This window comes from Gemmatimonadales bacterium (genome assembly GCA_036279355.1).
GTDB lineage: Bacteria > Gemmatimonadota > Gemmatimonadetes > Gemmatimonadales > GWC2-71-9 > DASQPE01.
On record DASUJH010000036.1, the window covers coordinates 1 to 23,068 of the forward strand.

General features: G+C 72.3%; 21 protein-coding genes. 9 read left to right on the forward strand and 12 right to left on the reverse strand.

Going from position 1 to position 23,068, the window contains the following annotated elements; genetic code table 11:
• A partial coding sequence (locus VFW66_09880; protein HEX5386997.1) for a D-alanyl-D-alanine carboxypeptidase occupies positions 1 to 576 on the reverse strand: 576 nt, incomplete at its 3' end.
• A gap of 517 nt (positions 577 to 1,093) precedes the next feature.
• Entirely contained in the window at positions 1,094 to 1,285 is a 192-nt protein-coding gene (locus VFW66_09885) for a hypothetical protein (protein HEX5386998.1), read from the reverse strand.
• A 244-nt stretch (positions 1,286 to 1,529) separates the two neighbouring features.
• Here VFW66_09885 and VFW66_09890 point away from each other — a divergent pair, with 244 nt between their 5' ends.
• Positions 1,530 to 2,492: a glycosyltransferase family 2 protein gene (locus VFW66_09890; GenBank protein HEX5386999.1), complete on the forward strand. Its 963-nt coding sequence runs from the start codon at positions 1,530 to 1,532 to the stop codon at positions 2,490 to 2,492.
• Here VFW66_09890 and VFW66_09895 read toward each other — a convergent pair.
• Complete coding sequence (locus tag VFW66_09895) at positions 2,458 to 3,153, reverse strand: hypothetical protein (GenBank protein ID HEX5387000.1); 696 nt, start codon at positions 3,151 to 3,153, stop codon at positions 2,458 to 2,460. The two genes, VFW66_09890 and VFW66_09895, sit on opposite strands and share 35 nt — an antisense overlap.
• Positions 3,154 to 3,170: 17 nt before the next feature.
• On the opposite strand from VFW66_09895, the gene VFW66_09900 reads away from it, so the two are divergent.
• The 7 genes from VFW66_09900 to VFW66_09930 are packed head-to-tail and all read left to right on the forward strand — an operon-like array spanning position 3,171 to position 12,345.
• Positions 3,171 to 5,798, forward strand: coding sequence for a YfhO family protein (locus tag VFW66_09900; GenBank protein HEX5387001.1), 2,628 nt, complete (start codon positions 3,171 to 3,173; stop codon positions 5,796 to 5,798).
• Positions 5,799 to 5,828: 30 nt separating this feature from the next.
• A complete protein-coding gene (locus VFW66_09905; GenBank protein ID HEX5387002.1) occupies positions 5,829 to 7,022 on the forward strand; it encodes a glycosyltransferase family 4 protein in 1,194 nt (397 codons plus the stop codon).
• Positions 7,019 to 8,029 carry a glycosyltransferase family 2 protein gene (locus VFW66_09910; protein ID HEX5387003.1) on the forward strand — a complete coding sequence of 337 codons (1,011 nt, stop codon included), beginning with the start codon at positions 7,019 to 7,021 and terminating at the stop codon, positions 8,027 to 8,029. The genes VFW66_09905 and VFW66_09910 overlap by 4 nt, the downstream gene beginning before the upstream one ends.
• Positions 8,026 to 9,147, forward strand: coding sequence for a glycosyltransferase family 4 protein (locus VFW66_09915; GenBank protein ID HEX5387004.1), 1,122 nt, complete (start codon positions 8,026 to 8,028; stop codon positions 9,145 to 9,147). The genes VFW66_09910 and VFW66_09915 overlap by 4 nt, the downstream gene beginning before the upstream one ends.
• Positions 9,144 to 10,694 carry a hypothetical protein gene (locus tag VFW66_09920; protein ID HEX5387005.1) on the forward strand — a complete coding sequence of 517 codons (1,551 nt, stop codon included), beginning with the start codon at positions 9,144 to 9,146 and terminating at the stop codon, positions 10,692 to 10,694. The genes VFW66_09915 and VFW66_09920 overlap by 4 nt, the downstream gene beginning before the upstream one ends.
• Entirely contained in the window at positions 10,691 to 11,551 is an 861-nt protein-coding gene (locus VFW66_09925) for a class I SAM-dependent methyltransferase (protein HEX5387006.1), read from the forward strand. The genes VFW66_09920 and VFW66_09925 overlap by 4 nt, the downstream gene beginning before the upstream one ends.
• On the forward strand, positions 11,548 to 12,345 hold the full coding sequence (locus VFW66_09930; protein ID HEX5387007.1) for a polysaccharide deacetylase family protein: 798 nt from the start codon (positions 11,548 to 11,550) through the stop codon (positions 12,343 to 12,345). The genes VFW66_09925 and VFW66_09930 overlap by 4 nt, the downstream gene beginning before the upstream one ends.
• Here VFW66_09930 and VFW66_09935 read toward each other — a convergent pair.
• Entirely contained in the window at positions 12,326 to 13,246 is a 921-nt protein-coding gene (locus VFW66_09935) for a methyltransferase domain-containing protein (protein ID HEX5387008.1), read from the reverse strand. The two genes, VFW66_09930 and VFW66_09935, sit on opposite strands and share 20 nt — an antisense overlap.
• A gap of 35 nt (positions 13,247 to 13,281) precedes the next feature.
• Between VFW66_09935 and VFW66_09940 the strand changes: the two genes are divergently transcribed.
• On the forward strand, positions 13,282 to 14,031 hold the full coding sequence (locus tag VFW66_09940; protein HEX5387009.1) for a methyltransferase domain-containing protein: 750 nt from the start codon (positions 13,282 to 13,284) through the stop codon (positions 14,029 to 14,031).
• Here VFW66_09940 and VFW66_09945 read toward each other — a convergent pair.
• The 8 genes from VFW66_09945 to VFW66_09980 form a co-directional block, all read right to left on the reverse strand.
• Complete coding sequence (locus tag VFW66_09945) at positions 14,015 to 14,908, reverse strand: glycosyltransferase family A protein (GenBank protein HEX5387010.1); 894 nt, start codon at positions 14,906 to 14,908, stop codon at positions 14,015 to 14,017. The genes VFW66_09940 and VFW66_09945 overlap by 17 nt on opposite strands.
• 7 nt (positions 14,909 to 14,915) lie before the next feature.
• Positions 14,916 to 16,574 carry a hypothetical protein gene (locus tag VFW66_09950; GenBank protein ID HEX5387011.1) on the reverse strand — a complete coding sequence of 553 codons (1,659 nt, stop codon included), beginning with the start codon at positions 16,572 to 16,574 and terminating at the stop codon, positions 14,916 to 14,918.
• Positions 16,575 to 16,585: 11 nt separating this feature from the next.
• Positions 16,586 to 17,680, reverse strand: coding sequence for a glycosyltransferase (locus VFW66_09955; GenBank protein HEX5387012.1), 1,095 nt, complete (start codon positions 17,678 to 17,680; stop codon positions 16,586 to 16,588).
• The gene (locus VFW66_09960; protein ID HEX5387013.1) at positions 17,677 to 19,065 is read right to left on the reverse strand and encodes a glycosyltransferase; all 1,389 of its coding nucleotides are present in this window, start codon (positions 19,063 to 19,065) and stop codon (positions 17,677 to 17,679) included. Before VFW66_09960 ends, VFW66_09955 begins: the two co-directional genes overlap by 4 nt.
• On the reverse strand, positions 19,065 to 20,411 hold the full coding sequence (locus tag VFW66_09965) for a polysaccharide ABC transporter ATP-binding protein (GenBank protein HEX5387014.1): 1,347 nt from the start codon (positions 20,409 to 20,411) through the stop codon (positions 19,065 to 19,067). The genes VFW66_09960 and VFW66_09965 overlap by 1 nt, the downstream gene beginning before the upstream one ends.
• Before the next feature lie 2 nt (positions 20,412 to 20,413).
• The gene (locus VFW66_09970; GenBank protein ID HEX5387015.1) at positions 20,414 to 21,277 is read right to left on the reverse strand and encodes an ABC transporter permease; all 864 of its coding nucleotides are present in this window, start codon (positions 21,275 to 21,277) and stop codon (positions 20,414 to 20,416) included.
• Positions 21,268 to 22,245 carry a glycosyltransferase gene (locus tag VFW66_09975; GenBank protein ID HEX5387016.1) on the reverse strand — a complete coding sequence of 326 codons (978 nt, stop codon included), beginning with the start codon at positions 22,243 to 22,245 and terminating at the stop codon, positions 21,268 to 21,270. Before VFW66_09975 ends, VFW66_09970 begins: the two co-directional genes overlap by 10 nt.
• On the reverse strand, positions 22,220 to 23,068 hold an 849-nt coding region (locus VFW66_09980; protein HEX5387017.1), incomplete at its 5' end, for a glycosyltransferase. The genes VFW66_09975 and VFW66_09980, both read right to left, overlap by 26 nt.

The window sequence follows — 23,068 nt, forward strand, 5'->3', positions numbered from 1 at the left end:
CGCCGGACCGTCCGCCGTCTGCACCACGAGCGGGCCCCTGAGCTTCCGGACCCCGGTGCTCGCGAGTTGCATGGCGAGATCGTAGAGCATCGGCCCCGCGCCGGATTCCCGCTCGAGCGAGGGATCGCCGTTCAGCTCGAGTCCCCAGCTTCCAAGCCAGGTACCCGTGAGCGGGTCCACCGCGCCGGCGCCCACCACGCGCGTCGGCCGCCGCGCCGTGCCGCCGAGCACGCTCCGGGCAAAACCGGTAGTGAAGATCTTCGTCGCGGACGCGGGCACGAGCGCGTTGTCGGCGTCGAGGCTCCAGATCGTGCGGCCGGATTCGTCGGCCACGGCGACGCCCCAATGCCCCGGCGCGGCGCGTGCCGCCGCGCGCGACCACGCGTCGAGCTGCTCGGCCAGCTCAGGGCTCGCGGCCGCAGGCGCCGCAATTACCGCGGCGCCGGTTCCATCGGGCCCACTCGCCTGGGCGGCGGCGCGGGCGGCCGGCAGCGCGGTGAACGCGGCGGCCAGCGCGGCGAGCGACACCCAACCAGTGGCGCGCCGGGTCATCGAGCGTGCGGGATCGAGGTCCATTCCGGGCCCAAATGTCGGTGGATCGTTCCGGTGACACAACTCACCGACGCTCCAGGGCGCCGGGGGTAAGCTCTCCGTGGCAAACAGCGTTCCACCGCCTTCGGTGAGCCCGGCCGCGCGGAGCGACCCGGCCGAAGTGCGGACGATGCGAAGCCGGACCCGAGCCAGGAGATCTCATGACCCCCAAGGAAACCACGCGCTGGCTGACGCTTGGAGCGCTGCTCGGCTCCCTGGCGTGCGCAAGCAACACCGCCCGGACGGCGGACACCGGCACGTTGCCGGCCGACACGACATACGGTTCGCAGACCGATACCACGATGCGGACCGACACGTTGGGGACCGACACCATCCGATCGGCACGGCCCAACGCGCCCCCTCCGACGCCCGCGAGCCGGGACACGATCGGCAACGTGCCGCATGACACGGTGCTCGCCGACACGGCCGCCGCCCCGCCGAGCGGCCGGGCGGTGATCCCGGATACGAGCGGCGCATACCCGTCAACCGACAGCACCGGCCGTTACCCATCAGCGGATTCGACGAGCCTTCCGCCGTCGAGCGACACGCTGAACAGCGGCGCGACGCAGCCATCGGATTCCGCCGGCTGGCCGAACAACTCTGGATGGCCGAGCGACTCGACTTCGGGTGCGACGCCGCCGATAGCGACGCCGCCGGCGACCACGCCGCCGCCGACCATGCCGCCGCCGACCATGCCGCCGCCGGGAGGGGCCGCGCCACAACCGCCCGCAGGTGGTGCTCCTCCGCCGCCCGCCTGACGAGAGGGGCCCGCCGGCGGCGCCGCCTGAGCGACTCGGGCAGGGTGCCGCCGGTGGGCCGGCGCCACATGCCGCCGCGGCTCAGCAGCATCTCGTAGCTCCGCAACTGTACCGCATCCCCACCGGTCGCTAGCTTCCGGGCCATCCCCCGAGCCCGGAGTCCTGCCGCGCATGGCCCGCATGTCGGTCGCCGTCGTGAGTTACAACGCGCGTGACGATCTCAGGGCCTGCCTCGGCTCGGTGCACCTCGCCGCGTCGCCGCCTCCATCCACCGTCGTGGTGGATAACGGCTCGAGCGACGGCACGGCCGAGATGGTGCGAGGGGAGTTTCCCGGTGTCGACCTCGTCATCGATCCCTCGAACCGCGGCTACGGCGCGGCGTCGAACCAGGCCGTCGCCCGCACCGCGACGCCGTACGTCCTGCTGGTGAACGGCGACACGCTCGTCGCACCGGGCGCGCTCGATGCCCTCGCCGACTACCTCGACGCGCACCCCCGCGTCGGCGTGCTCGGCCCCCGGCTCCGGAACGCGGACGGGACGCTCCAGCCCTCCTGCTATCCGTTCCTCGGCACCGTCCAGTCGTGGCTGGAAAAGACCGCGCTCGGCCGCGCGGCGGCGCGAGTGCCCGGTCTGCGCGACCGCGTCCTGCTGGTGAATTCGGGACACGACCGCGCGCGCGCCGTGCCCTGGGTGATGGGCGCCGCACTCGCCCTTCGCCGCGAGGCGTTCGACGCCATCGGCGGGTTCGACGAGTCGTTCTTCATGTACGCGGAGGAAGTCGACCTCTGCCGGCGGCTCCGGAACGCCGGATGGGAGGTGCACTTCGCGCCGGTGACGGATGTGGTGCACCGGGGTGGCGCGAGCACGGCGCCGATCCGCGGGGCGATGGCGCTCGAGCGGGTGCGGAGTGCGACGCGATTCTACCGGCGGCACTACTCACCGCCGCGCGCGGCGGCACTCATCGTGGGCATCCGCGGCGCGATGCTCCTGCGCTGGCTGCGCGACGGTGTGCGGCTCCGGCTCGCGGCCGATCCCGCAGCGCGCGGCCGGCTGGCGGAAGACGTCGCGGTATGGCGCCGAGTCGTGCGCGCGCCCGAAGCCGACGCGCTCAGTCCGGTCGGGCGAGCCGCGTTTCCGCGATGAGGCAGTGCAGCAGAGTGTACACGAAGAGCACGATGCCGCCCATCTCCATCAGCTCTTCGACGTTCTGCATCGCGAGCTCGACCACGCGCCATCCGAATGCCGGTCCGTAGACGTTCTGCATCAGCTCGGTATTCACCATCTCGACCCCCATCGCGCCGCCCACGTAGATGGCGCCGGACACGATGAACAGGATCCGCATCCGGCGCGTGAGGTGTCCGAGGAACGGGAGGTACGCGAGGACGAATGCGACGAGCAGCAGCCCGACCGGTATCACCCAGGCGCGGTACAGAAACCCGTGCACGTGAAAGTGCGCCCGCATGAACGGCGTCAATTGCTCGTGGATGACGAGCGACTCGTCGGTGGCGAGGTACGCGAAGATGAATGCGAGCCAGGTCCAGTGCCGCACGAACGTGGCGCCGCGGAGCCGGCGGAGCACGGCGATCTCGCCGAGCAGGAGTGCGGCGAGGAAGAGCTGGGCGGACGAGTACCACGTCGGCAGGTTGTGCTCCAGGTCGGCATCGAAGAACCGCACCAGCGTTGGATGGTCGGCGCGCTGCAGGAGGTCGCGCCATCCTTCCGCGGCGATGCTCGCGAGGATGAGCAGAGCGACGACCGCCGCCATCTGGGTGGCGGTGCGGCGCGGCAGCTCTTCGATTCTCATGGCCGGCCTCCGGGTGAATGGGTGAACGCGGGCCCGCGGTAAAGCAGGCGCCGGCGGAGCGCCCCGCGGCGAGGCGCCGGGCGACGGCCGCCGCCCTGCTCCTGCTCCTGCTGGTGCCGCTCGCCATCTGCTGGCGCGCCGTGCTCGAGGATCGGGTCCTCGCTCCGACCGATCAGATCTTCACGACGCCGTTCTTCGCCGGCGTGGCGCCGCCCGGCTTTGCAAGGGCGTCCAACCCGCAGCTCTTCGATCAGACGTATCAGTTCGTGCCCTGGCGCCACTTTGCCTGGGAGCAGATTCGCCGGGGCCACCTGCCGCTGTGGAACCCGCTGAGCCTCGCCGGCGCGCCGTTCGTGGCCACCGCGCAGTCGGCGGTATTCTACCCGCTCAACCTGGCGCTCGCAGCGGCGCCGTTCGAGCGCACGTTCGTGCTGAGCGCGCTGGTCCGGCTCTGGATCGCGGGGTTGCTCACCTTCCTCCTGGCACGGCGCACCGGGCGCTCGCCACCGGCGGCGCTCGTGGCGGCGCTCGCGTTCATGCTGTGCGGTTACATGGTCGCATGGCTCGGGCACCCGCAGACCAACGTCGCCATCTGGCTCCCGGGGCTCGTGCTCGGCGTCGAGCTGGTGCTCGCGGCCACGGATCGGCGCGCCCGGATCCGCGCGGCCGGGCTCCTTGCGCTCATCGTCGGCGTGCAATTCCTGGGCGGCCATATCGAGACCTCGGCCGACATTATCTTCGGCGCGGCCGTGTATGCCATCGTGCGCATGGTGCAGCTTGCCCCGGCGCGTGAGTCCCGGCAGTTCAGGTCCGCGCGCGTTGCCGCATGGCGCCCCGCGCCCGGCGGGGTCCTGCTCCTCGTCGCCCTGGTCCTCGGCGTGGGGCTCGCCGCCGCCCAGTTGCTGCCGTTCGCCGAGTGGTTGCCGCTGAGCGAAGTCGGCCGGGTCCGATCGGGCGACGCATCGTTCGCGATCTACCAGCCGGGCTGGTGGCGCCAGTTGTTCCTGCTCCCGCTCTTCGTCTTTCCCAATCTGTACGGCAACCCGTCGTGGCCGCCGCCCTATTTTGATTTCCTGCCGTTCGGCCGCAACTACCACGCGGACGTGCTCTACGCCGGCGTGCTGCCGTTCCTGCTCGCCCTGCTGGCGCTCCCGCGCTGGCGCACCGATCCGTACGTCCGCGCGTGGACGGTGCTCGCGGTGGTGGCGCTCGGGCGCGCGCTCCACGTTCCCGTTTTCGATTGGCTGAACGATCTCCCGTTGCTCCGGCTCGGCAAGGCGCACATGCTCAGGCTCGACGCCACGTTCGGCATCGCCATGCTGGCCGGCCACGGTGCCGACCGGCTATTCGCGGCATCGCGCGAGGCCGAGGGCGCCGTGCTCCGGCGGTGGAGCAGGCTGTGTGCCGCCGTCGTGATCGTGGGCTGGGGGCTCCTGCTCGCCGGCCGCTACCTGCTGCCGCACCTCCGCGATCAGCTCCAGGCGGTGGACCGTGAGATCGCGACCACTACCTGGCAATCGTACGGCGGCGCGCCCCGGAGCGACCGATCGTTCACCGAAGAGGCGCGCGGAATGGCGGCGGCCACGCTGCGAGCGTTTCACTGGCGCAACGGCGTCATGTACGCGCCCGCGGTCGTGGCGGCGGCGGCGCTCGCGCTGGCACTCCTCGCCCGGCGCCGAGCATTGTCCGGCTGGCCGGCGCGCGCGTTGCCCGTGGCACTGCCCTTGCTCATCGCCGCCGACCTCGCGGTCAATGCGTACGGCTTCAATCCCACGGTATCGGTGCGATACTTCTATCCGCGTCCGCCCGGCCTCGACATGCTGCGCGCGGACCGGAGCCTCTTTCGCGTGAGCGCAAGTCGGCGCGATCTCGTGCCCGACGCGCAGATGATGTTCGGCCTCTCGGACGTGCGCGGGCTCGACTTTCCGACCCACTGGCTCTCGTCCTATGCTCAGGCGGTGCCGGGCTACGCGCCGTGGATCGCGTACGGCATCACCTTCCGGCGATTCGATTCGCCGCTGCTCAGGGTGCTGAATGTGAAGTACGTCTACGCGTCGGGCGACTCCGCCGCCGTCGCGGATGCCAGGCCGATCGGCCGGGTGGGCAACGGCGAGCTGTGGGAAGTGGGCGCCCCGGTGCCGCGGAGCTTTGTGGTGCATCGTGCGCGCGCGGCGGCGAGCGACGAAGCGGCGCTCGCGGCGCTCAGCGAGGCTCCCGAGTCGGTGTTCTCGCGGGTGTTGCTCGCGGGCGCGGACGCCGCCGTCGCGCAAGCTGCGAACGCGGAGGCTGCAAGCGAGCCCGACTCGGCTGGGGTGGGCGCGGATGCACCCGATGCCGCCACCGGAGATCGCGTGACGCTCATCTCCTACGCGCCCGACCGCGCCGAATGGCGTGTGCGCACGACGCGCGCGGGCTGGCTCTTCACGGGCGACGCATACTATCCGGGCTGGACCGCCGAGCGCGACGGCCGCCCGACGCGGATCTATCGGGCAAATGTCGCCTTCCGCGCCGTGCGCGTTCCGCCCGGCGATCACCTCGTGCGCTATCGCTTCCGCCCCCGCTCGGTGTATCTCGGGCTCGGTCTCGGTGCGCTCTCGCTCGTCGCCGTGGCCGGCCTTATCGCCGCAGGCCGGCGGCGGGTCTGAGCGCGGGGCGCGGCGCGAATGCGCATTCTGATGGTGACCCCGCTCCTGCCGCACCGCGCAAGCGCCGCTGGTGGCGCGCTCGTCATGCTCGGCCAGCTCGAGGCGCTGGCCGAGCGGCACGAGGTGACGCTCGCGACTTTCGCCGGGCCTGATCCGACTGAGCGCGAGGGGCTGGCGGAGCTCGCGCGGCTTGGGGTCGACGTCCGCCACGTCTGGCGCGATGCCGCGGCACCCGGCCTCCCGCTACTCGCGCGCCGCGTGAACCTCGCCGCGCGCTGGCTCGGTAGCGGCGACCCGTTCCGCACGCTCAAGTTCGGCGACGTTCGGATGCAGGACCTGCTCGATTTGCTGGTGCGCGAGCGGCGGTTCGATGTGCTGCAAGTCGAAGACAACGCGATGGGTGCGTACCGCTACCCCTCCGATCTGCCTGCCGTGGTCACCGAGCACGAGGTGCGCGACCCTGCCTCCATGCCGCTCGAGGGCGAGCGGTGGCGCCGGCATCAGGCGCGCGTGTGGGCACGGTTTCCCCGCGTCCAGCTCTTCACCGCGCGCGACGCCGCGCTGTGCGCTGCACTCGTGCCCGCCGTTGCAGGCCGGGTGCGCGTGAATCCGCTGGGTGTGTCGCTCGGACCCGCGCCCGACCCGGCATGCGAGCTGGCCGGCGAGCTGGTGTTCGTGGGCGGGTTTCGCCATCGGCCCAACGTCGACGCCGCGCTCTGGCTGGGCGGCGAGATCATGCCGGCCGTGCGCCGGCTCCAGCCCGACGCACACCTCACGATCGTGGGCGCCGATCCGCCGCCCGTGGTGCGCGCGCTCGCTTCGGACGCGATCGCCGTCACCGGCCGCGTGCCGGAGGTCGAGCCGTTCGTCTATCGTGCGGCCGTCGTGCTGGCGCCGCTCCGCACCGGCGGCGGAATGCGGGTGAAGCTCCTCCACGCGCTCGCGCGCGGCAAGGCGGTAGTGAGCACGCCGCTCGGCGCCGAGGGCCTGGGGTCCGACGGGGCGGGTGCGGGTGACGGGCGCAGTGCGCGCGTTCCCTCCCCGGTACGGCTTGCGGGTGGCACCGCCGAGTTCGCCCGCGCCGTCGCCGAGCTCCTCGGCGATGCCGCGGCGCGGCGTGAGCTCGGCGCGCGCGGCCGCGCGTTCGTAGCCGAGCACCACGGATGGCCCGCGTACGCGCGCCGGCTCGAGACGATCTACCGGGAGCTCGGGCTTCCCGCATGAGCGAGCCGGCGGTAAGCGTGGTGATCCCCACGTACCAACGGCGTGACTCGCTCGCCCGCGCGCTCGATGCGCTCGCGCGCCAAACGCTGGCGCCGGAACGGTACGAGGTCATCGTGGTGATCGACGGCTCGACCGACGGCACCCGCGAGCTGATGGAGTCGTTCGCCGCACTGTGTGCCGTCCGCGCCCTGTCGCAGGAGAATCGCGGCCGCGCGGCCGCGTGCAACGCCGGCCTTCGCGCCGCCCGCGGTGCACTGGCCGTGCTGCTCGACGACGACATGGAGCCCGCACCCGGCTGCCTCGCGGCGCACCTCGCGGCCCACGACGGGCGCCCGCGGCTCGGCGTGGTGGGCGCGGTCCCGGTGCCGGTCGACCCGGCGTCGCCGCCCGTCGTGGACTACGTCGGGACCAAGTTCAACCGGCACCTCGACACGCTGAGCCGGCCGGGACACCGGTTCGGTCTTCGCGACTTCTACAGCGGGAACTTTTCCATCGACCGCGGCACGCTGCTCGAGGTGGGCGGATTCGACGAGGCGTTCACGTTGTACGGCAACGAGGATCTCGAGCTGTCGCTCCGCCTGGCGCGGGCGGGTGTCACGCTCATGTTCAGCGCGGATGCATGCGCGGTGCAGCGCTACACCAAGAGTTTCGCCGCGCTCGCGCGCGACAACGAGGCCAAGGGCCGCACCGCGGTGCAGCTCGCAAGCAAGCATCCGGAAGCGTTTCGGGACCTCAAGCTGAGCCACTGGAGCGAGGGAAGCCCACGCTGGCGCACCCTGCGCGCGGCGCTGCTCGCCGCGACCCGCTTCTGGCCCGGCACGTCCGGCGCCGTGGTGCACCTGGTCGGCCGGCTCGAGCGGCGCCGCCGCGCGCGCATGCACTCGTACTATCACCATGCCCTCGACTACTTCTACTGGCTCGGCGCCCGCCGCGCGCTCCGGGAGAACCGCCGCGCGGGGCGGGGACTCACCTCGCTCTCGGAGCCCGCGGGGGCGGGCGGGGTGTGAATCCGTACGCCGCGCGCAGCGTGATCCACTACGTGGACAGCGACACCTTTGGCGGCAGCGAGCAGTCGCTGCTGCATCTCATCGCCGGGCTCGACCGCGCGCGCTGGCGTCCGCTCCTGCTGCTCCATCCGGCGCCCGGACTCGCGCGGCTCGTGGACGGCGCCCGCGCGGCGGGCGTGCCGGTGCGGACAGTGCCACGGGTGACCGACCGCGACGTGCTGACGCGCATGCCGGCGCTGCTCGCCGCCGTGGGCACCGGAGGCCCGGCCGTGCTGCACGCCCACCTCAATTGGCCCCTCGCGGGCAAGTTCGGGCTTCTCGCCGCCACGCTCCGCCGCATTCCCGCGGTGGCAACCGCACAGCTTTTCGTCGAGTCGCTGGTGAACCGCAACGTGCGCGCGCAGTTTCGCGTGGTCTCGGCGGGGGTGCGGCGCTATCTCGCGGTCTCCCGGCACGTGGCCGCGAGGCTCGGCGCGGCGTTCGGCGTGCCCGATCGGAAGCTCTCAGTGGTGTACAACGGTATCGACCCCGCCCCCTTCGAGCGCGCCGCCGACCCCGCGCTTCGCGCGCGCATCACGGGCAATCCACTGCGCCCGCTCGTCTTTACCGCCGCGCGGTTGACCCCGCAGAAAGGGCTCGACGTCCTGCTCGACGCGGCGGTGCGGGTCCCCGGCGCGGTCTTCGCCATCGCCGGCGAGGGGCCCGAGCGCGCCGCGCTCGAAGCCCGCGCGGCGGCGCTCGGCCTCACGGATCGCGTGCGCTTCCTGGGCGCGCGGAGCGACGTGGCCGATCTCCTCGTTTCGTCCGACCTCTTCGTCCTGCCGTCGCGCTTCGAGGGGCTGCCGCTCTCGGTGCTGGAGGCGATGGCGGCCGGCAAAGCCGTCGTTGCCTCGCGCATCGGCGGCACCGACGAGGCCGTGGCGGACGGCATCTCCGGCACGCTCGTGCCGCCCGGCGACCCCGCCGCGCTGGCCGTGGCGGTGTGCGCGCTGCTCGGCGACCCGGCGCGCGCGGGCCGCATGGGCGATGCCGGCCGCGCGGCGGTCCACGAGCGCTTCACCGCGCGGGAGATGGCGCGCGCCGTCGCGGCCGTCTATGACGAGGTGCTCGCGCGGTGACGCCCGACGCACGCCTCACCGCCGATCACGCCGCCGCGCTCCCCGAAGCCGCGCGCGATCGGGCGCTGCGCCGGCTCGACTGGCGCTTCCTGCGGCCGGGCGCGCGTTGTGAGTCGCCGGCGCTGGTGGACCCGTCGCCTGTGGCGCTGCGTGAGCGCCGCGCCCAGCTCGCCCCAGGCGAGATTTGCTTCGCGGAGTGGCACCGGCCGGTGCTCGGCGGCGCCGGGGCAATCCAGGCGCAGCTTGCTGCGGCCGGGTTCGACGATGTGGCGCTCTACTGGCCGTGGCCGCGGCTCGCGCGGCCCTGGTTCTGGCTGCCGCTCGGCAGCGAGGCCGCCATCGCCTACGTCCGCGCCAGCCGAGTGCCCTCGCGGTGGGGACTCCGCCGCGGCATCGACGGGCCGCTCCAGCGCGCGTGGGCGCGGGCCGCTCGCCGCGGCTGGCTCTGGCCGCTCGCCGCGGTGGCACGCGCGCCCCGCGCCGACGTGCCGGCCGCGGCCCCGGACAGTCCCGAGTTGCTCGCCCGCCTCCAGCGCGACTGGGAGAAATGGAATCTCGGCCCGGCGCCCGGCAGTATCACGTGGATGCTTCTCACCCGCGGCCCGCGGAGTATCAGCAAGGTGGTCGGCCTCGCCTTCGCCGAGCCCGATTCGGTGCCGCGGGTCGCCGTCAAATTCGCTCGGGTGCCCGAAGCCGCTGAGGGCCTGCGCCGCGAAGCGGCTGCGCTCGCCGCAGTGCACGCACGCAGGGCCGGCGGAATGCCGGGCGCACCCCGCATCCTCTGCGAGGATCCGGCGCTCGGCCATGGCGCGCTGGCGGAGACGGCGCTCGCGGGCCAACCCCTGTACTCGCTCCTCACGCCGGCCACGCACCGCGACCTCGCCGTGCGCGCCGCCGACTGGCTCGCCGAGCTCGCATCGCCCGCGGCGGCACCCGCATCGGCGGCACCCGCATCGGCGGCGCCGCGCGCCGGCGCCGCCCCGATGGTGGAGCGCGCGGTGCGCGACTTCGTCACGCAGTTCGGTCCGGTGCTGGAGCGCTCCGAGCGGGACGAGGCCGAGCGGGTCATCACCGTGCTCCACAGTGTGCCGTCGGTCATCGAACAGCGGGACTTCTCGCCCTGGAACGTCCACGTTGCGCCCGATGGATCGCTCGCGGTCTTCGACTGGGAGTCGGCCGAGCTGGAGGGATTACCGCTGCTCGACCTGGTGTACTTCCTCGCGTATGTCGCCTTCTTTCGCGACGGCGCCGTGGTTCCGGGGGGCCGGGCCCCGCGCCGGTTGGGCCGCTGTCGCGAGTCCTACCGGCAGAGCCTCGACCCGAAGAGCGCCACCGGGGCCGTCGCGGCTGCGTGCGTGGACCGGTACGTCTCCCGCGTGCCGCTCGACCCGTCGCTGATCCGCGGTTTGCGGCGGCTCACCTGGCTCGTCCACGCCCGATCCGATTACCGGCACGCCGTCGCGGACGCGGGCGGCCGCGCCCCCGGGTCCCGCACGTTGCGCCGGAGCCTCTTCCTGGCTCTCTGGCGCGAGGAGCTTTCCGCATGAGGCAGTGGCTCTCGCACCGGATGATCGACCGTGGGGCGCGGCGCTGGTTCGCCCTGACCGACCGCGTGGGCTACTGGCGGCGGATCCTGCTCACTGCGCGGGGCAATCGCCGGTTTCGCGCAGCGCATCCGGATTTCGCCGCGCCGCCGCTCCCCATCCTCTGGGATGCGCAGGCTACGACCGATCTCGCCGAGTACAAGGCCTCGGGCGAATCGGCTGCCGCCCAGTACTGGGCGTTGATTCGGCCACACGTCACGGGGGCGGCGGCAGCCGCGGTGCGCGTTCCCACCGGCCGTCCGGCCCGCGTGTGCGAGTGGGGCTGCGGCCCCGCGCGCATCCTCCGGCACCTTCCGTCGCTCGCCGCGCGAGGCGCCGCCGCAGGGACTGCAGTCGAGTTCTACGGCAGCGACTATAACCGGGCGTCGATCGCCTGGTGCCGCGCGCACCTCACGGGCATCAGCTTTCTCGAGAACGGCCTCGCGCCGCCGCTCCCCGTGCCCGACGGCTTCTTCGATCTGCTCTTCTGCCGCTCGGTCTTCACCCACCTCTCGGCCGAGATGCACGGGCGGTGGATGGCCGAGCTCGCGCGCGCGGTGCGGCCCGGCGGTGTCGTCATCGTGACGACGCACGGCGACGCCTATCGCCCGCGGCTCACCGCGGAGGAGCGCGCGCGCTACGACGGAGGCGAACTCATCGTGCGCACGCTCGCCGCCGAAGGGCGCAAGCTCTTCGGCGCGTTCCACCCTCCCGCATGGGTGCGCGAGCGGCTGCTCGCCGGGCTCACGCTCCTCGAGTATCAGCCGGGCGCCGACACCCAGGACATCTGGGCCGCCCGGGTTCCGGGAGCGCCGGCGTGACCGGTCGCGCCGTCCCAATCCTCATGTACCACCTGGTGACGCCGTCGCCCGCGACCCCGTTCCGCAAGTACGCGGTGACGCCCCGCGCCTTCGCGGCGCAGATGCGGTGGCTCGCGGCGACGGGGCATCGCGCCATTCTGCCCGACGCGCTGGTCGCGGCGCGCGAGGGGCGCGCGGAGTTGCCCCGCCACCCGGTGATGATCACGTTCGACGACGGTTTCCGCGATTGCATCGATCACGCCCTGCCCGCGCTCAGGGCGCGAGGCTTCACCGCGGTGTTTTACCTCGTGGCCGGTTTCGTCGGCGGCAGGAGCGAATGGCTGGTGGCGGAGAAAGGGGTCGAGTACCCGCTCTTCGGCTGGGATGCGGCGCGCGCGCTCGAGCGCCAGGGTTTTGCCTGCGAGGCGCACAGCCTCACCCACCACCGGCTCACGACGCTCGGAGCCGACGCATGCCGGCACGAGCTGGTCGAGTCGCGCCGCGTGCTCGAGCGGGAGCTGGGCCGCGAGGTGCGGCACCTCGCGTATCCGTTTGGCATCTACGACGAGCGCGTGCGGGCCACCGCCGTCGAGGCGGGCTACCGTTCCGCCTGCTCGGTGCGGGCCGGCATCTCGGACGCGGCGGACGATCGGTTCGCCTTGCACCGGGTGCCCGTGAGCGGGCACGATTCGTTGCTTGACTTCGTCTGCCGGCTCCGCACCGCGCGCAACTGGGGCGAGACGGTGCGCCGCGCCACTCGCAGGTTCGGACGGCGCGCGGACGAATCCGCCGCCGTCAGCGATCTCGTCCCGTGAGCGCGCCGGTGAGTCGGCGGATAAGCGACGGGCCCGGGCCCATGTGCGGCGGCCGCAGGCCGCCACGGGTGGGACGCTCGGGCCACTCCTCGAGCGGCATCGCATTGACCCGCGGCATGACGTTGAGCTCGACCGGCGTGCCGCGGAGCGCGAGCAACGTGAGCCGGTCGGACGGCTTGGCGGGCTCGGCCGGCATCTGGCACTCGTACACCGACGTGAACCCATGATGCGAAAGCAGATTGAAGAGCGACGCGCGGGTCGGCTTGAAGCTCGTCGGGTTGTCGAGCGAGAGCCACGGCTTGCGGAGCCGCTCGGCCTCGTTGGCATCGGCGCGGTGCTCGGTCCACGATTCGCCACAGTACGTCCTGCCGCCGAACTCGCGGCGCTCTCGGGGTGTCATGCTTACGTGCGTGTCGAACACCGCGAACCCGTCGCACACCTCGCCGATCCGCCGCACGAACTCGAACACGTCCGGCGCGTCGAGGTGATAGAGAATGCCGAGGCAGAGGACGACGTCGAACCGTCCGTGCCGCGCCGCGGAGAGGCCGCGCACGTCTTCCTGCCGGAAGTCGGCGCGATCCGCGCCCAGCGCCTCCCGCGCGAAGCGGGCCTTCTCGATGTTCATCTCGCGGCCCTCGAGCGCCACCACTTGGGCCCCGCGCCGCGCGAGCTCGAGCGCGTACTGTCCCTCGAGGCAGGCGAGGTCGAGTGCTCTGAGCTCGGGCCACGGCCGGCGCATGTTGTCGCTCACGATCTGCATCACCCGCCTGAGTTTGAGGCTGTCGTACGTCGGCTCGGGACCGATGGTCCAGGTGTGCTCGTCGAGTTGGATGTTGTGGGCGGTCCACGGGCCGTGGTGCTCGACGATGGCGCGCATCCGCTCAGCTATGGGGGACGTCATCGCGTCCATTACCGGTCTCCTTGCGCGAGTGATCTGTGCCCGGCTTCCTGACCTCGCTCGAGGCGGCGCTCGGCGGGCCTGACGCCGCATGGCGCCGCCGGCTCCGGCGGCTTGGACGCCCAGCGTGGCTCGCGCCGTTCCGCACGCGGCCGGCGAGCGACGTGTGGGGACTCGATCGCGGCATGCCGATCGATCGCTTCTACATCGAGCGATTCCTGGCCGAGCACCGCGGCGACATCCGCGGCCGCGTTGTCGAGATGCAGGACCGGCGGTACACCGACCGCTTCGGGACCGGCGTCGAGCGCGCTGACGTGCTTGATATAAGCCCGAACAATCCGCTCGCCACCATCGTCGCCGATCTCACCGCGGCGCACGCCGTGCCCGGTGACGCCTTCGATTGCTTCGTCCTCACCCAGACGCTGCAGTTCATCTACGATGTGCACGCCGCCGTGCGCGAGGTGCATCGCCTGCTCACGCCCGGCGGCGTGGTGCTCGCGACGGTGCCGGCGGTGAGCCGCCTCGCGCCGGTATACGGGCTCGAGCGCGACTACTGGCGCTTTACACCGGCCGGGTGCCGAGCGCTCTTCGGCGAGGCGTTCGGGACGGACGCCGTGACGGTGTGCGGCGCGGGCAACGTCCGCGCCGCCTCGGCGTTTCTCGCCGGGCTCGCCGTGGAAGACCTCTCGCGCGCCACGCTCGATGCGCAGGACGACGCCTTTCCGCTCATCGTGACCGTGCGCGCCGTGAAGCGCGCGGATACCCGGAACGTTACGGCTCCCGCGTGAAGCGCCGGAGCCGAATGGCCCGCGCAATCGGCGCGAGCCTCGGATGGCGCAGCGCCCATCGTTCGCGCCGCACCGCCCGCGCGAGCGCGCGCTCGCCGGGGTGCCGTTCGGACAAGTAGGCGTCGAGCCACTCGAGATAGCGCGCGCGCTCGGCCGGAGCGCGCCCCGTGGCGCGGGCGGTTGAGTAGCACGAGTCGGCGTGGCGCCGGTAGCGGCTGGTGCAGGCATCGGCGACCACGACCGGTCCCGTGAGCAAGAGCTTGGCGTAGAGCGCCTGGTCGTCGTACATGCCCGGGAACTCGGCTTCGAAACCGCCGGCCGCGTCGATGGCGGCTCGCCGCGCCACCACACTGCACGTGCAGGGCGACGGCGCGTCGCGCCGCACGAACGCGGCGAGCGGCCCGGGCGGCGCCAGCACGTGGCCGGCGGCTACGCCGAGTGCGGGTATGCGGTCGCGCCGGCGGTCGTCGTCCCCGTCGGTCCAGCCGTACCAATCCTCGGTGGGCCCATACGCGAAGGCCGCGCGCGGATGGCGCTCCAGCAGCGCCAGCATCCCGGCCAAGTGCCCGGGCAGCCATACATCGTCGGCGTCGAGCAGTGCCACATAGCCGCCGCGCGCATGGCGGAGCCCGAGGTTCCGCGTGGCGCTGGCGCCGTGGTTCGGGCCGCGCGGATGCGCGAGCGCGCGGATTCGCGCGGGATCCGCGGCGGCCCAGCGGACGGCGAGCGCAAGGCTCTCGTCGCGTGAGCCGTCATCGATGAGCAGCAGCTCCCACGCGGTGTGCGTCTGCGCGAGCACGCTCCGGACGGTCTCGTCCAGGAAGCGCGCCGCGTTGAACATCGGCGTGATGATTGACACTAGCGGCGGCGCGTACATCGCCGGCTCAGAAGACCCGCGCGCCGTGGCCGGGCCGCCCGGGCGGGCACGCGTCGCCCCGGCCGTGTTCGGCGAAGTACGCCCGCGCCGCCCGCGCATCGGCGAGCGTATCCGCGGTGTGACGGCGCGCATCGTAGACGACGAGTCGTCCGTAGGGATAGCGGGAGTCCTCACCGTACACCACGGTGTGCACCCCGTCATCCTCGACTCGGAGCGTGGGAGAGACGATGTCGGCTGCGAGCGTGGAATCGCCGTATGCGAGCTGGAGCGCGCCGCGCAGATCCCAAGGCGCCTCGAACACGGGCGCGGGCCCCACGTATCGACAGATGCCGTCGAGCACCAGCGCCGTGCCCGGCGCGAGCGTCGGAAACGAGCGCCGGATGTCGGCTACGACCCTGCGTGCGCGGCCGTACGCGGCTCCCCAATCGCGCGCGAGGCGCGCGCTCACGACGAACGCGCCGGCGCACGACGCGGCCGTGAGCCCGGCAAACGCGCGCGCCCGCCACGCCGCCGTTACACCCTTGGGCAGCCGCTCGGTCATCCACACCGCGATCCCGACCCAGGCGAGCGCGAGGCCCGCCGCCGACGCGATGGCCGTGCGGTTGTCAGCGCCCGTCGCCGAAAAGCTCACGTTCGTCGTGAGAAACACCGCGTGGCCAAGCAAGAATACCGCGGCACCGCCGGCGACGAGCCACCCCGGACTGCGACCGCTGCCGGCACTCGCCGAGAGCGGCATCGCGCTGAGATATAACCAAGTGCCGAGCGCTAGTGCGAGCGCCATGAGCAACGCCGCCGCGCCCGCACCGCTGAGCGCCGCGCGGATCGTAAGCGGCGCCCCAACGCCATAGACCCAGAGGTTGATCCGCGCGATCTGTTCGACCATGCCGTGCAGATAACCCAGCGTGAGCCCGCCGCTCAGGCGGGTCGTCGCGAGCATCTTGAACGCGGCCACGGTGAGTGCGGCCGCCGCGGTGCTCCACACGGTAACGTGCGCTGTGCGCGCGCGCGCGACCGATCGCCGGCGCCACTCGTACAGCAACGCGTTCAACAGAAAGAGCGGCAGGGCGACTTCGTACGCGAGCGCGCTGGCGATGAGGCCGGCGAGACTTACCGCCAACCAGGTCCAGGCCGTTGCCCCCGCGCTCCGGATCGACCGCAGCCCCGCGTACAGGCTCAGGAAGTACGCCGCCATGCTCAGCGGCGCCTGGAAGCTGGCGAACCAGACCCGCGCCGAGGAATAGTGCGGCAGCAGCGAATAGAGCAGCGCGGTGGCGACGCTCGCGCGCCGCGAGAGGCCAAGCGCACGCAGCGAAAGCAGGAAGAGTACGCCGGTGAGCACCAGCACGGCGGCGTTCACGACGTGGTAGCCGAGCGGCGCCAGTCCGAACGCGCGGAAGAGCAGGGCTTCGTACGCCTTCTGCCCGGGCCGCATCAGCAGTTGACCCTCGCCCGAAAGCACGCGGTAGAGACCGCCGAACGTCTGGTCGCCAGCCAGCGCCATCCGGGCCAGCAGGTCCCAGTCGTCCGAGTAGAAGCCGAGCGCGGCGAGGTGCACGGCGAGGCTCAGCGCGACGGCGACGGCGACAAACCCCGCATCGGCCGCGGCGCCATGGACTCCTTCGCTCCGCGCGCTCACGCCTCGCGCGCTCACGCCTCGCGCGCTCATGCCCCGCGCGCTCATGCCCCGCGCCCCGCCAACGCGCCGACCCCCGCGCGCACCGCGGCGCGCACGCCCGCCGTCGAGGCGAGCGCGCTCGGTCGTACCCGCCATGCGGCGCCGAGCAGCGCGCCGGCCCGGCCCGATCGCGCCGACGCCGGCTCGGCCGCGAGCGCCAACAGTCGGCCCGCCACGCGCGCCTCGACGTCGCGTCGGAGCGCGTCCCCCGCGCCGCGCTCGAGTCCCTCGGCCCGGCGGAAGTCGTCGTGGAGCGTAAGGATTTCCCGGATAGCGTCCGCGAGCCCCGCGCCCCCGCCTTCACTTGCATCATCGGGAAGCGCTCCGCCGAGCAGCAGCGCCTGCATTACCGCGAGCCGGCCGGCATACCCCGCCGACGGCCCCTGACCCGAGCCGCGCAGCGCCCCGATGTTGGCGAGGCTCACGCGTGGACCCTCGAGCGTCCGCTCCCCGTAGGTCGCGGTCATCGACCAGGGGCTCACCCGAAGGCGGAGCAGATACGCGGGGACGTTCGCCATCGGGAGCCGGCGCGCCACCCGCGACCAGAGCTCGTAGTCCTGCGCGTACGCGAACGACTCGTCGTAGAACCCCGTCGTCCGGGCGAGCAGCCCACGCCGGAATGTGACGGCGCTGTGTACCAGCGGACAATGAAAGAGCATGGCCCAGCGTATCGCGACCGGGTCGGCCGGCAGCTCGCGCCGGCCCAGCTCGACGCCGTCCGCATCGATCTTGGTGTACCAGGAGCCGACCACCGCCGTATCCGGGTGCTGCATCAGAAACCTCACCTGCGTCGCGAGGCGGCTCGGCTCAGAGATGTCGTCCGCGTCCTGTCGCGCCACCAGCTCGCCCGCGGCCGCGGCGAGCCCGCGATTGAGGCTCGCCGAGAGCCCGAGGTTCCGCTCGTTGTCGATCCGGCGAATGCGCGGGTCAGGGTACGACGCGACGATCTCGCGCGAGCCGTCGTCCGATCCGTCGTCCACGATCAGGAACTCGAAGTCGGCGAACGTCTGCGCCAGGATGCTCTCGATGGCCGCGCGGAGGTCGCGCGCGCCGTTGTGCACGGCCATGAGCACGGTCACGGCGGGCGTGGTGCTCATGGCGTTGGCGCCGGGCCGGCGCCCAACAGCTCGTCGTAGAGCGCACCGTAGCGCTCGATCATGCGCTCCACCGAGAACAGATCGGCCGCGCGGGCGCGCAGCTCGGCCCCGCGCTCAAGCCGCCGCGTGCGGTCGTCGAGCAAGGCGACCGCGAGGTCTGCCAGCGCGCCCACGTCGCCGGGAGGTGCGAGCCCGGAGCGGTCGCCCAGAATTTCGGCGAGGGCGCCCACATCCCAGCCCACCACCGGAATCCCCATGCTCATCGCGAACGGCGCCACCTGCCCGAAGCTCTCGGTGTGCACCGGCGCCACGAACACGCTGAGCCGCCGATACTGCCCCGGTAGCGCGTCGTAGGACACGTAGTCGGTGAACTCGATCCTGTCGGCGAGCCCGGCGTCGGCCACGCGGCGCCGGTAGAGGGGCAGGAAGTGCCCGCCCCCTACGATCAGCGCCCGGCTTGCCGACCGGCGCCGCACGATCTCGGTGAAGACATCGATCGCGCGGGCGTCGAGCTTGTCGCCCTCGAGGCGATAGACCATGCCGGCGCAATCGTCCGGCGGGAGGTCGCCGGGCGCGCGCGAGAAGCGGGCGAGATCGGAGCCGGGATGGATGGTGACGTTCGGGGCGCCCGCCAGCGCGAAGCGCGTGCGGACGTAGTCGCTCACGTACACGTACCGGCGGACGGTGTCCGACGCGTACGGCGCGACGGGAATGTTGATGTTCTCGATCACCGGGCAGCCCAGCGCGCGCGCGGCCTCCAAGATCCGATGGTACCAGCGCCAGTCTTCCGCGCCATCGTAGTCGTGATGATGGCCGAGGAAGTGCACGTGGAGGAGGTCGGGCCGCGCGCGCGCGAGCCACGAGCGCGCGTGATTCGCACCGCGCCAGGCGGGCACTTCGTCCAGCGGGAGGCCCGCGTATGCCGCGGTCGCCGGCACATCGCGCGCGAGCACGCGCTGGTCGAACCGATGGCCCAGCCGCTCGATGAGGTCCACCACGAGTTGCGTCGAGCCGCCCAGGTGCGCGTTGCCGAGCGCGTGCACGATCCTGGGGCGGTGTTGCTCCACCGCGCCGACGATGTGTATAGCGTGCGGCGTGAACCCGGCCGGCTGTTTGCCGAACGGGTTGCGCCAGGCACCGTTGATCGCGCGCACCCGGCCCGCCAGCGCGTGCCAGCACGCCCATGCCGCTTTTCGAAGCGCAAAACCCGCCTGCCGATGGTCCTCGAGCCGCGCCCAGAGCCGCTGGTTTTCGAGCCGCAGCCGCTCGAGCTCGCGCGCGGGCTCAGCGTCCGCGCGCTCGGCATCCGCGCCATGGCAATGCGCGCGCTCGAGGTCTGCGCCATCGTCATCCGAGCCACCGATGCCGGCCGGGCCGTCCCGCATCACCCGCCCGCCGCGCGCGCATCCGCCCGCGCATCGCGCTCCGGCATCCCCTCGCGCACCAGCTCGGTGCGCCAGTCGAGCGGGGGACGCACGACGCCCGGCCACTTGCCGTGGTAGTCCTGCCGCATCTCGATGTCGTCCTGCACCTGGAAGGCGAGCACGTCGGGGTGCCGGTAGATGATGTTCGCCTGGTCGCGCACTACAAGTAGCTCGACCCGGTGCAGGCCCGTGTTGAGCAGGTCGCCCGGCACGGCGCAGGCGGTGCGGAAGAGTCCCACCGGGAAGGGGCGGCCGTGCCAATGCGCCTCAACCAGTGGGGACCCGTTGAACACCATCACGCCATCCTCGTTGAATACCTGGACGCTCAGATTGAGGCGCGCGCCTTCATGCAAGTTCCAGTACTCGAATTCCATCACGAACGGCGTCCGGATCGTGATCGGCGGTCCGGCGGCGTCCCCCTCTCCCGCGGATTCCGCCTCGCTCGCGGGCCGGAGCAGGGCGCGCCGGAGGCGGACCGCGGCGTTGCCCGGCGCATGCGCGGGGTCGGGCCAGCAATGGTCCGTTTCCGTCGTTGCCGACGAGGCGAGATACCGGGCCACCGTGTCGCTCGCGCTTCCGGCTGCGACGATGCAGCCGTCGCGGAGCCAGATGGCGTCGTCGCAGAGCCGCTCGACCGCGGCCATGTTGTGGCTCACGAAGAGCACGGTCCGCCCTTCGCCGGCCACGAGGCTCATCTTCCCCAGGCACTTCCGCTGGAACGCCGCGTCGCCCACCGCCAGCACCTCGTCCACCAGCAGGATTTCCGGCTCGAGATGCGCGGCGACGGCAAACGCGAGCCGCATCTGCATGCCGCTCGAGTAGTGCTTGATGGGCGTGTCGAGGAACCGGGCCACCTCGGCAAACTCGACGATCGCGTCGAACCGCCGCACGATCTCTGCCCGCCGCATGCCAAGGATGGCGCCACTCAGGAAGATGTTGTCGCGGCCCGTGAGCTCGGAATGGAAGCCGGTGCCCACCTCGAGCAGCGAGCCGATCCGCCCGTGAATTTCCGCCTGGCCTTCGGTCGGCTCGGTGATGCGCGACAGGATCTTGAGCAGCGTGCTCTTGCCCGCGCCGTTCCCGCCCACGATCCCGAGCACGCGGCCCGAGGCCACTGTGAACGACACGTCCTTGAGCGCCCAGATCCAGTCCGCCGCGCCCTGGCCGGCGGCTTGGCCGCGCGCAAGGCGGCGGACGCCTTCGCGGGCAGCGTCCGATACGAGATCGCGCAGCGTGCCGCGGCGGCGGAGGCGGCCCACGCGATAGCGCTTCCCCAGGCCCTCCGCCCGGATCGCGTGACCGCCCACCGTCAGACCACGTCCGCGAAAGTGCGTTCCATGCGCCGGAAGTAGAACAACCCGCCGACAAGGAGTAGCGCCACCGCCACCGCGCTCGCCGCCATTACGGTCGCGGGCGGCGGCTCCCCTCGATCCAGCAACGCCCAGCGGAACCCGTCCACCACGCCCGCCATCGGGTTGAGCCCGTAGAGCGCGCGCCAGCGCTCCGGCACGAGGCTCGTGGGATACGCCACCGGGCTCACGAACAGCCAAAGCTGCACGAGGAACGGCGTCACATGGCGGACGTCGCGATACTGCACGTTGACGGCCGCGAGCCAGAGGCCCACCGCGAGGGCGGTGCAGAAGGCCAGGGCGACCAGGAGCGGCAGCGTGAGCGCCTGCGCGCCGGGCGCGATGCCGTACCAGGCGAGCAGCCCGAGCAGCACGACGAACGCGATCGCGAAATCCACCAGGCTGGCGCACACCGCCGCGAGGGGGAGCAGCAGCCGAGGGAAGTACACCTTGGTGAGCATGCGTTCGTGCTCCACCAGGCTGTTGCTCGCGCCGGCGAGCGCAGTGGCGAAGAACGTCCACGGCACGAGCGCGGTGTAGGCGAACACGGGATACGGATCGCCGTTCGATGGAATGCGCGCGAGGCGGCCGAAGAAGACGCTGAACACGATCATCGTGAGGAACGGCTGCGCGACAGCCCACCCGGCACCAAGCGCGGTCTGCTTGTAGCGCACCTTGAGAGTGCGCCACACCAGGAAGTAGAGCAGCTCGTGATGGCCGCGGAGTTCGCCGAGATCGGGCGCCGGCCACCCGCGCGAGGGGCGGATCAGGACGGTTGGCGGGTCGGTGCGTTCCGCGCCCGCGATAGCGCCGCTCACCGCCATGTCGGTGCGTAGCTCGAGGCACCCGTTTCGCGCGCCCGGAGCCACCGGAGCCCGCCCGCCGCCATCCCGGCGCAGTACGCGAGGCGCGAGGCGAAGATCATCGGCAGCATCAGCACCGGCTCGAGCACGCCGGCCCGCACCCAGCAGCCCACGATGAAGGCCGTGTGCGCCACCGCGAGCGCCGGGCTCGCCACGATGAGCAGGCGCGGATACCGGTAGAGCCATGCATAGCGTGCGGCGCCCGTCTGCGACTTGCTCTCGACCGCCGTGAAGGCCCACCGGTAATTCCGCCTGAGCAGTTGCCGCAGCCCCGGCCGGTTGTAATGAAACGCGATCGCGCTCGGCTCGAACCAGATGCGGTGCCCCGCGCGCAGCAGCTCCCCCTGCCACGCCCGCTCTTCGTTGGTGTAGTTGAGCGGGGGCCGCTCGCTGAAGCCCGAGGTCGATTGGAACGCCTCCCGCCGTACGCTCAGATTCGGCGGCGGGTGGTGGGGGACGAACCCGGCGGGCCGGCGGGAATGGACGAGATACCACCCGCAGTAGTAGTCACAGCGCGCGCTGGGCGGGAGCCCCGGCGGCAGGTCGAGCGATCCGCCCACCACCGTGGCGCCGCGCGCATGCGCCTCGAGCAACGCGGCGAGCCATGTGTGCGCGGGGACGCAGTCCGCATCCAGAAAGATGATCGGGTCGCCGCTCGACGCCGCCGCGCCGCGGTTGCGTGCCGCCGCCGGGTTCCCCCCGGTGCCGCGCAACTCAATGACCCGCGCGCCCGCCGCCCGTGCCAACGCACAGGTGTCGTCGCTGGACCCGTCGTCCACCACGAGCACCTCGAGTTCGGCGTTCGGGGGCTCATGGGCCAGCACGGCAGCAACGACGCGCCCGATGAGCGCCGCCTCGTTCCGCGCCGGGATGATGACGGAGATTCGACGGATGGGACCGGCGCTAGGCGAGGACGCGGGCGCCTGCACGCTGGGCTACCCCGTGATAGACCGCGTGCACCGCCTGCACAAAACGGTGCCAGCCGAGGTGGCGGTCGGCAAACGCCTGGCCCGACCGGGCGATGCCCTCGGCGCGCTCCGGATCGCCGAGCAGCGCGACGATCGCGCTGGCGAGCGCGTCGGGTGTCGGCGCGGCGAGCACCGCGCGGCTCTCGTCGAGCATCGCGCGGTGCGAAGGAACGTCGGTCGCGACGATCGGCCGCCCCGCGGCCAAGTAATCAAACACCTTGAGCGGCAGATTGCCGCCGTAGCTTCGGGGCGAAACGAGCACGTCGGCCATCGCAAGGAAGTCGGGCATCTCCTCGCGCGGGCGGCGGCCCAATAGGCGCACCGATCCGTTGAGACCGCGCCGCACCGCGTCACGCCGCACGGAGTCGGCCCCTTCGCCCTCGCCACCCACGAGCACGAACACGGCGCCCGGCACCTGCGCCACCACCTTCGGAACGGCGTCGAGCAGCAGCGGCAGGCCTTGATACGGTTCGAACGTACCGGTGTAAAGCACCACCGACGCCTCGGGCGCGATGCCGAGCTCGCGACGTCTCGCGGCGGCGCCCCCGATGCTCGGTGCCGCCGGGTCGATGGGGAAGTGCCACTCGCGCGCGGGCGTCGCGGGCGCCAACGCAGCGACGCGCTGGAGCAGCCCGGCGCTGCTCACCACGGTATCGACCCGGCGCAGCAGCCATGCCTCGATGGTCCGGAGGAGCCACTGGGCCCAGCGCCCGCGCGCTGCGCGGTGCTTGCCGAGCTGCTCGGGCAGGCTCGACTGCATGTCGTAGATCACCGGGACGCCGTA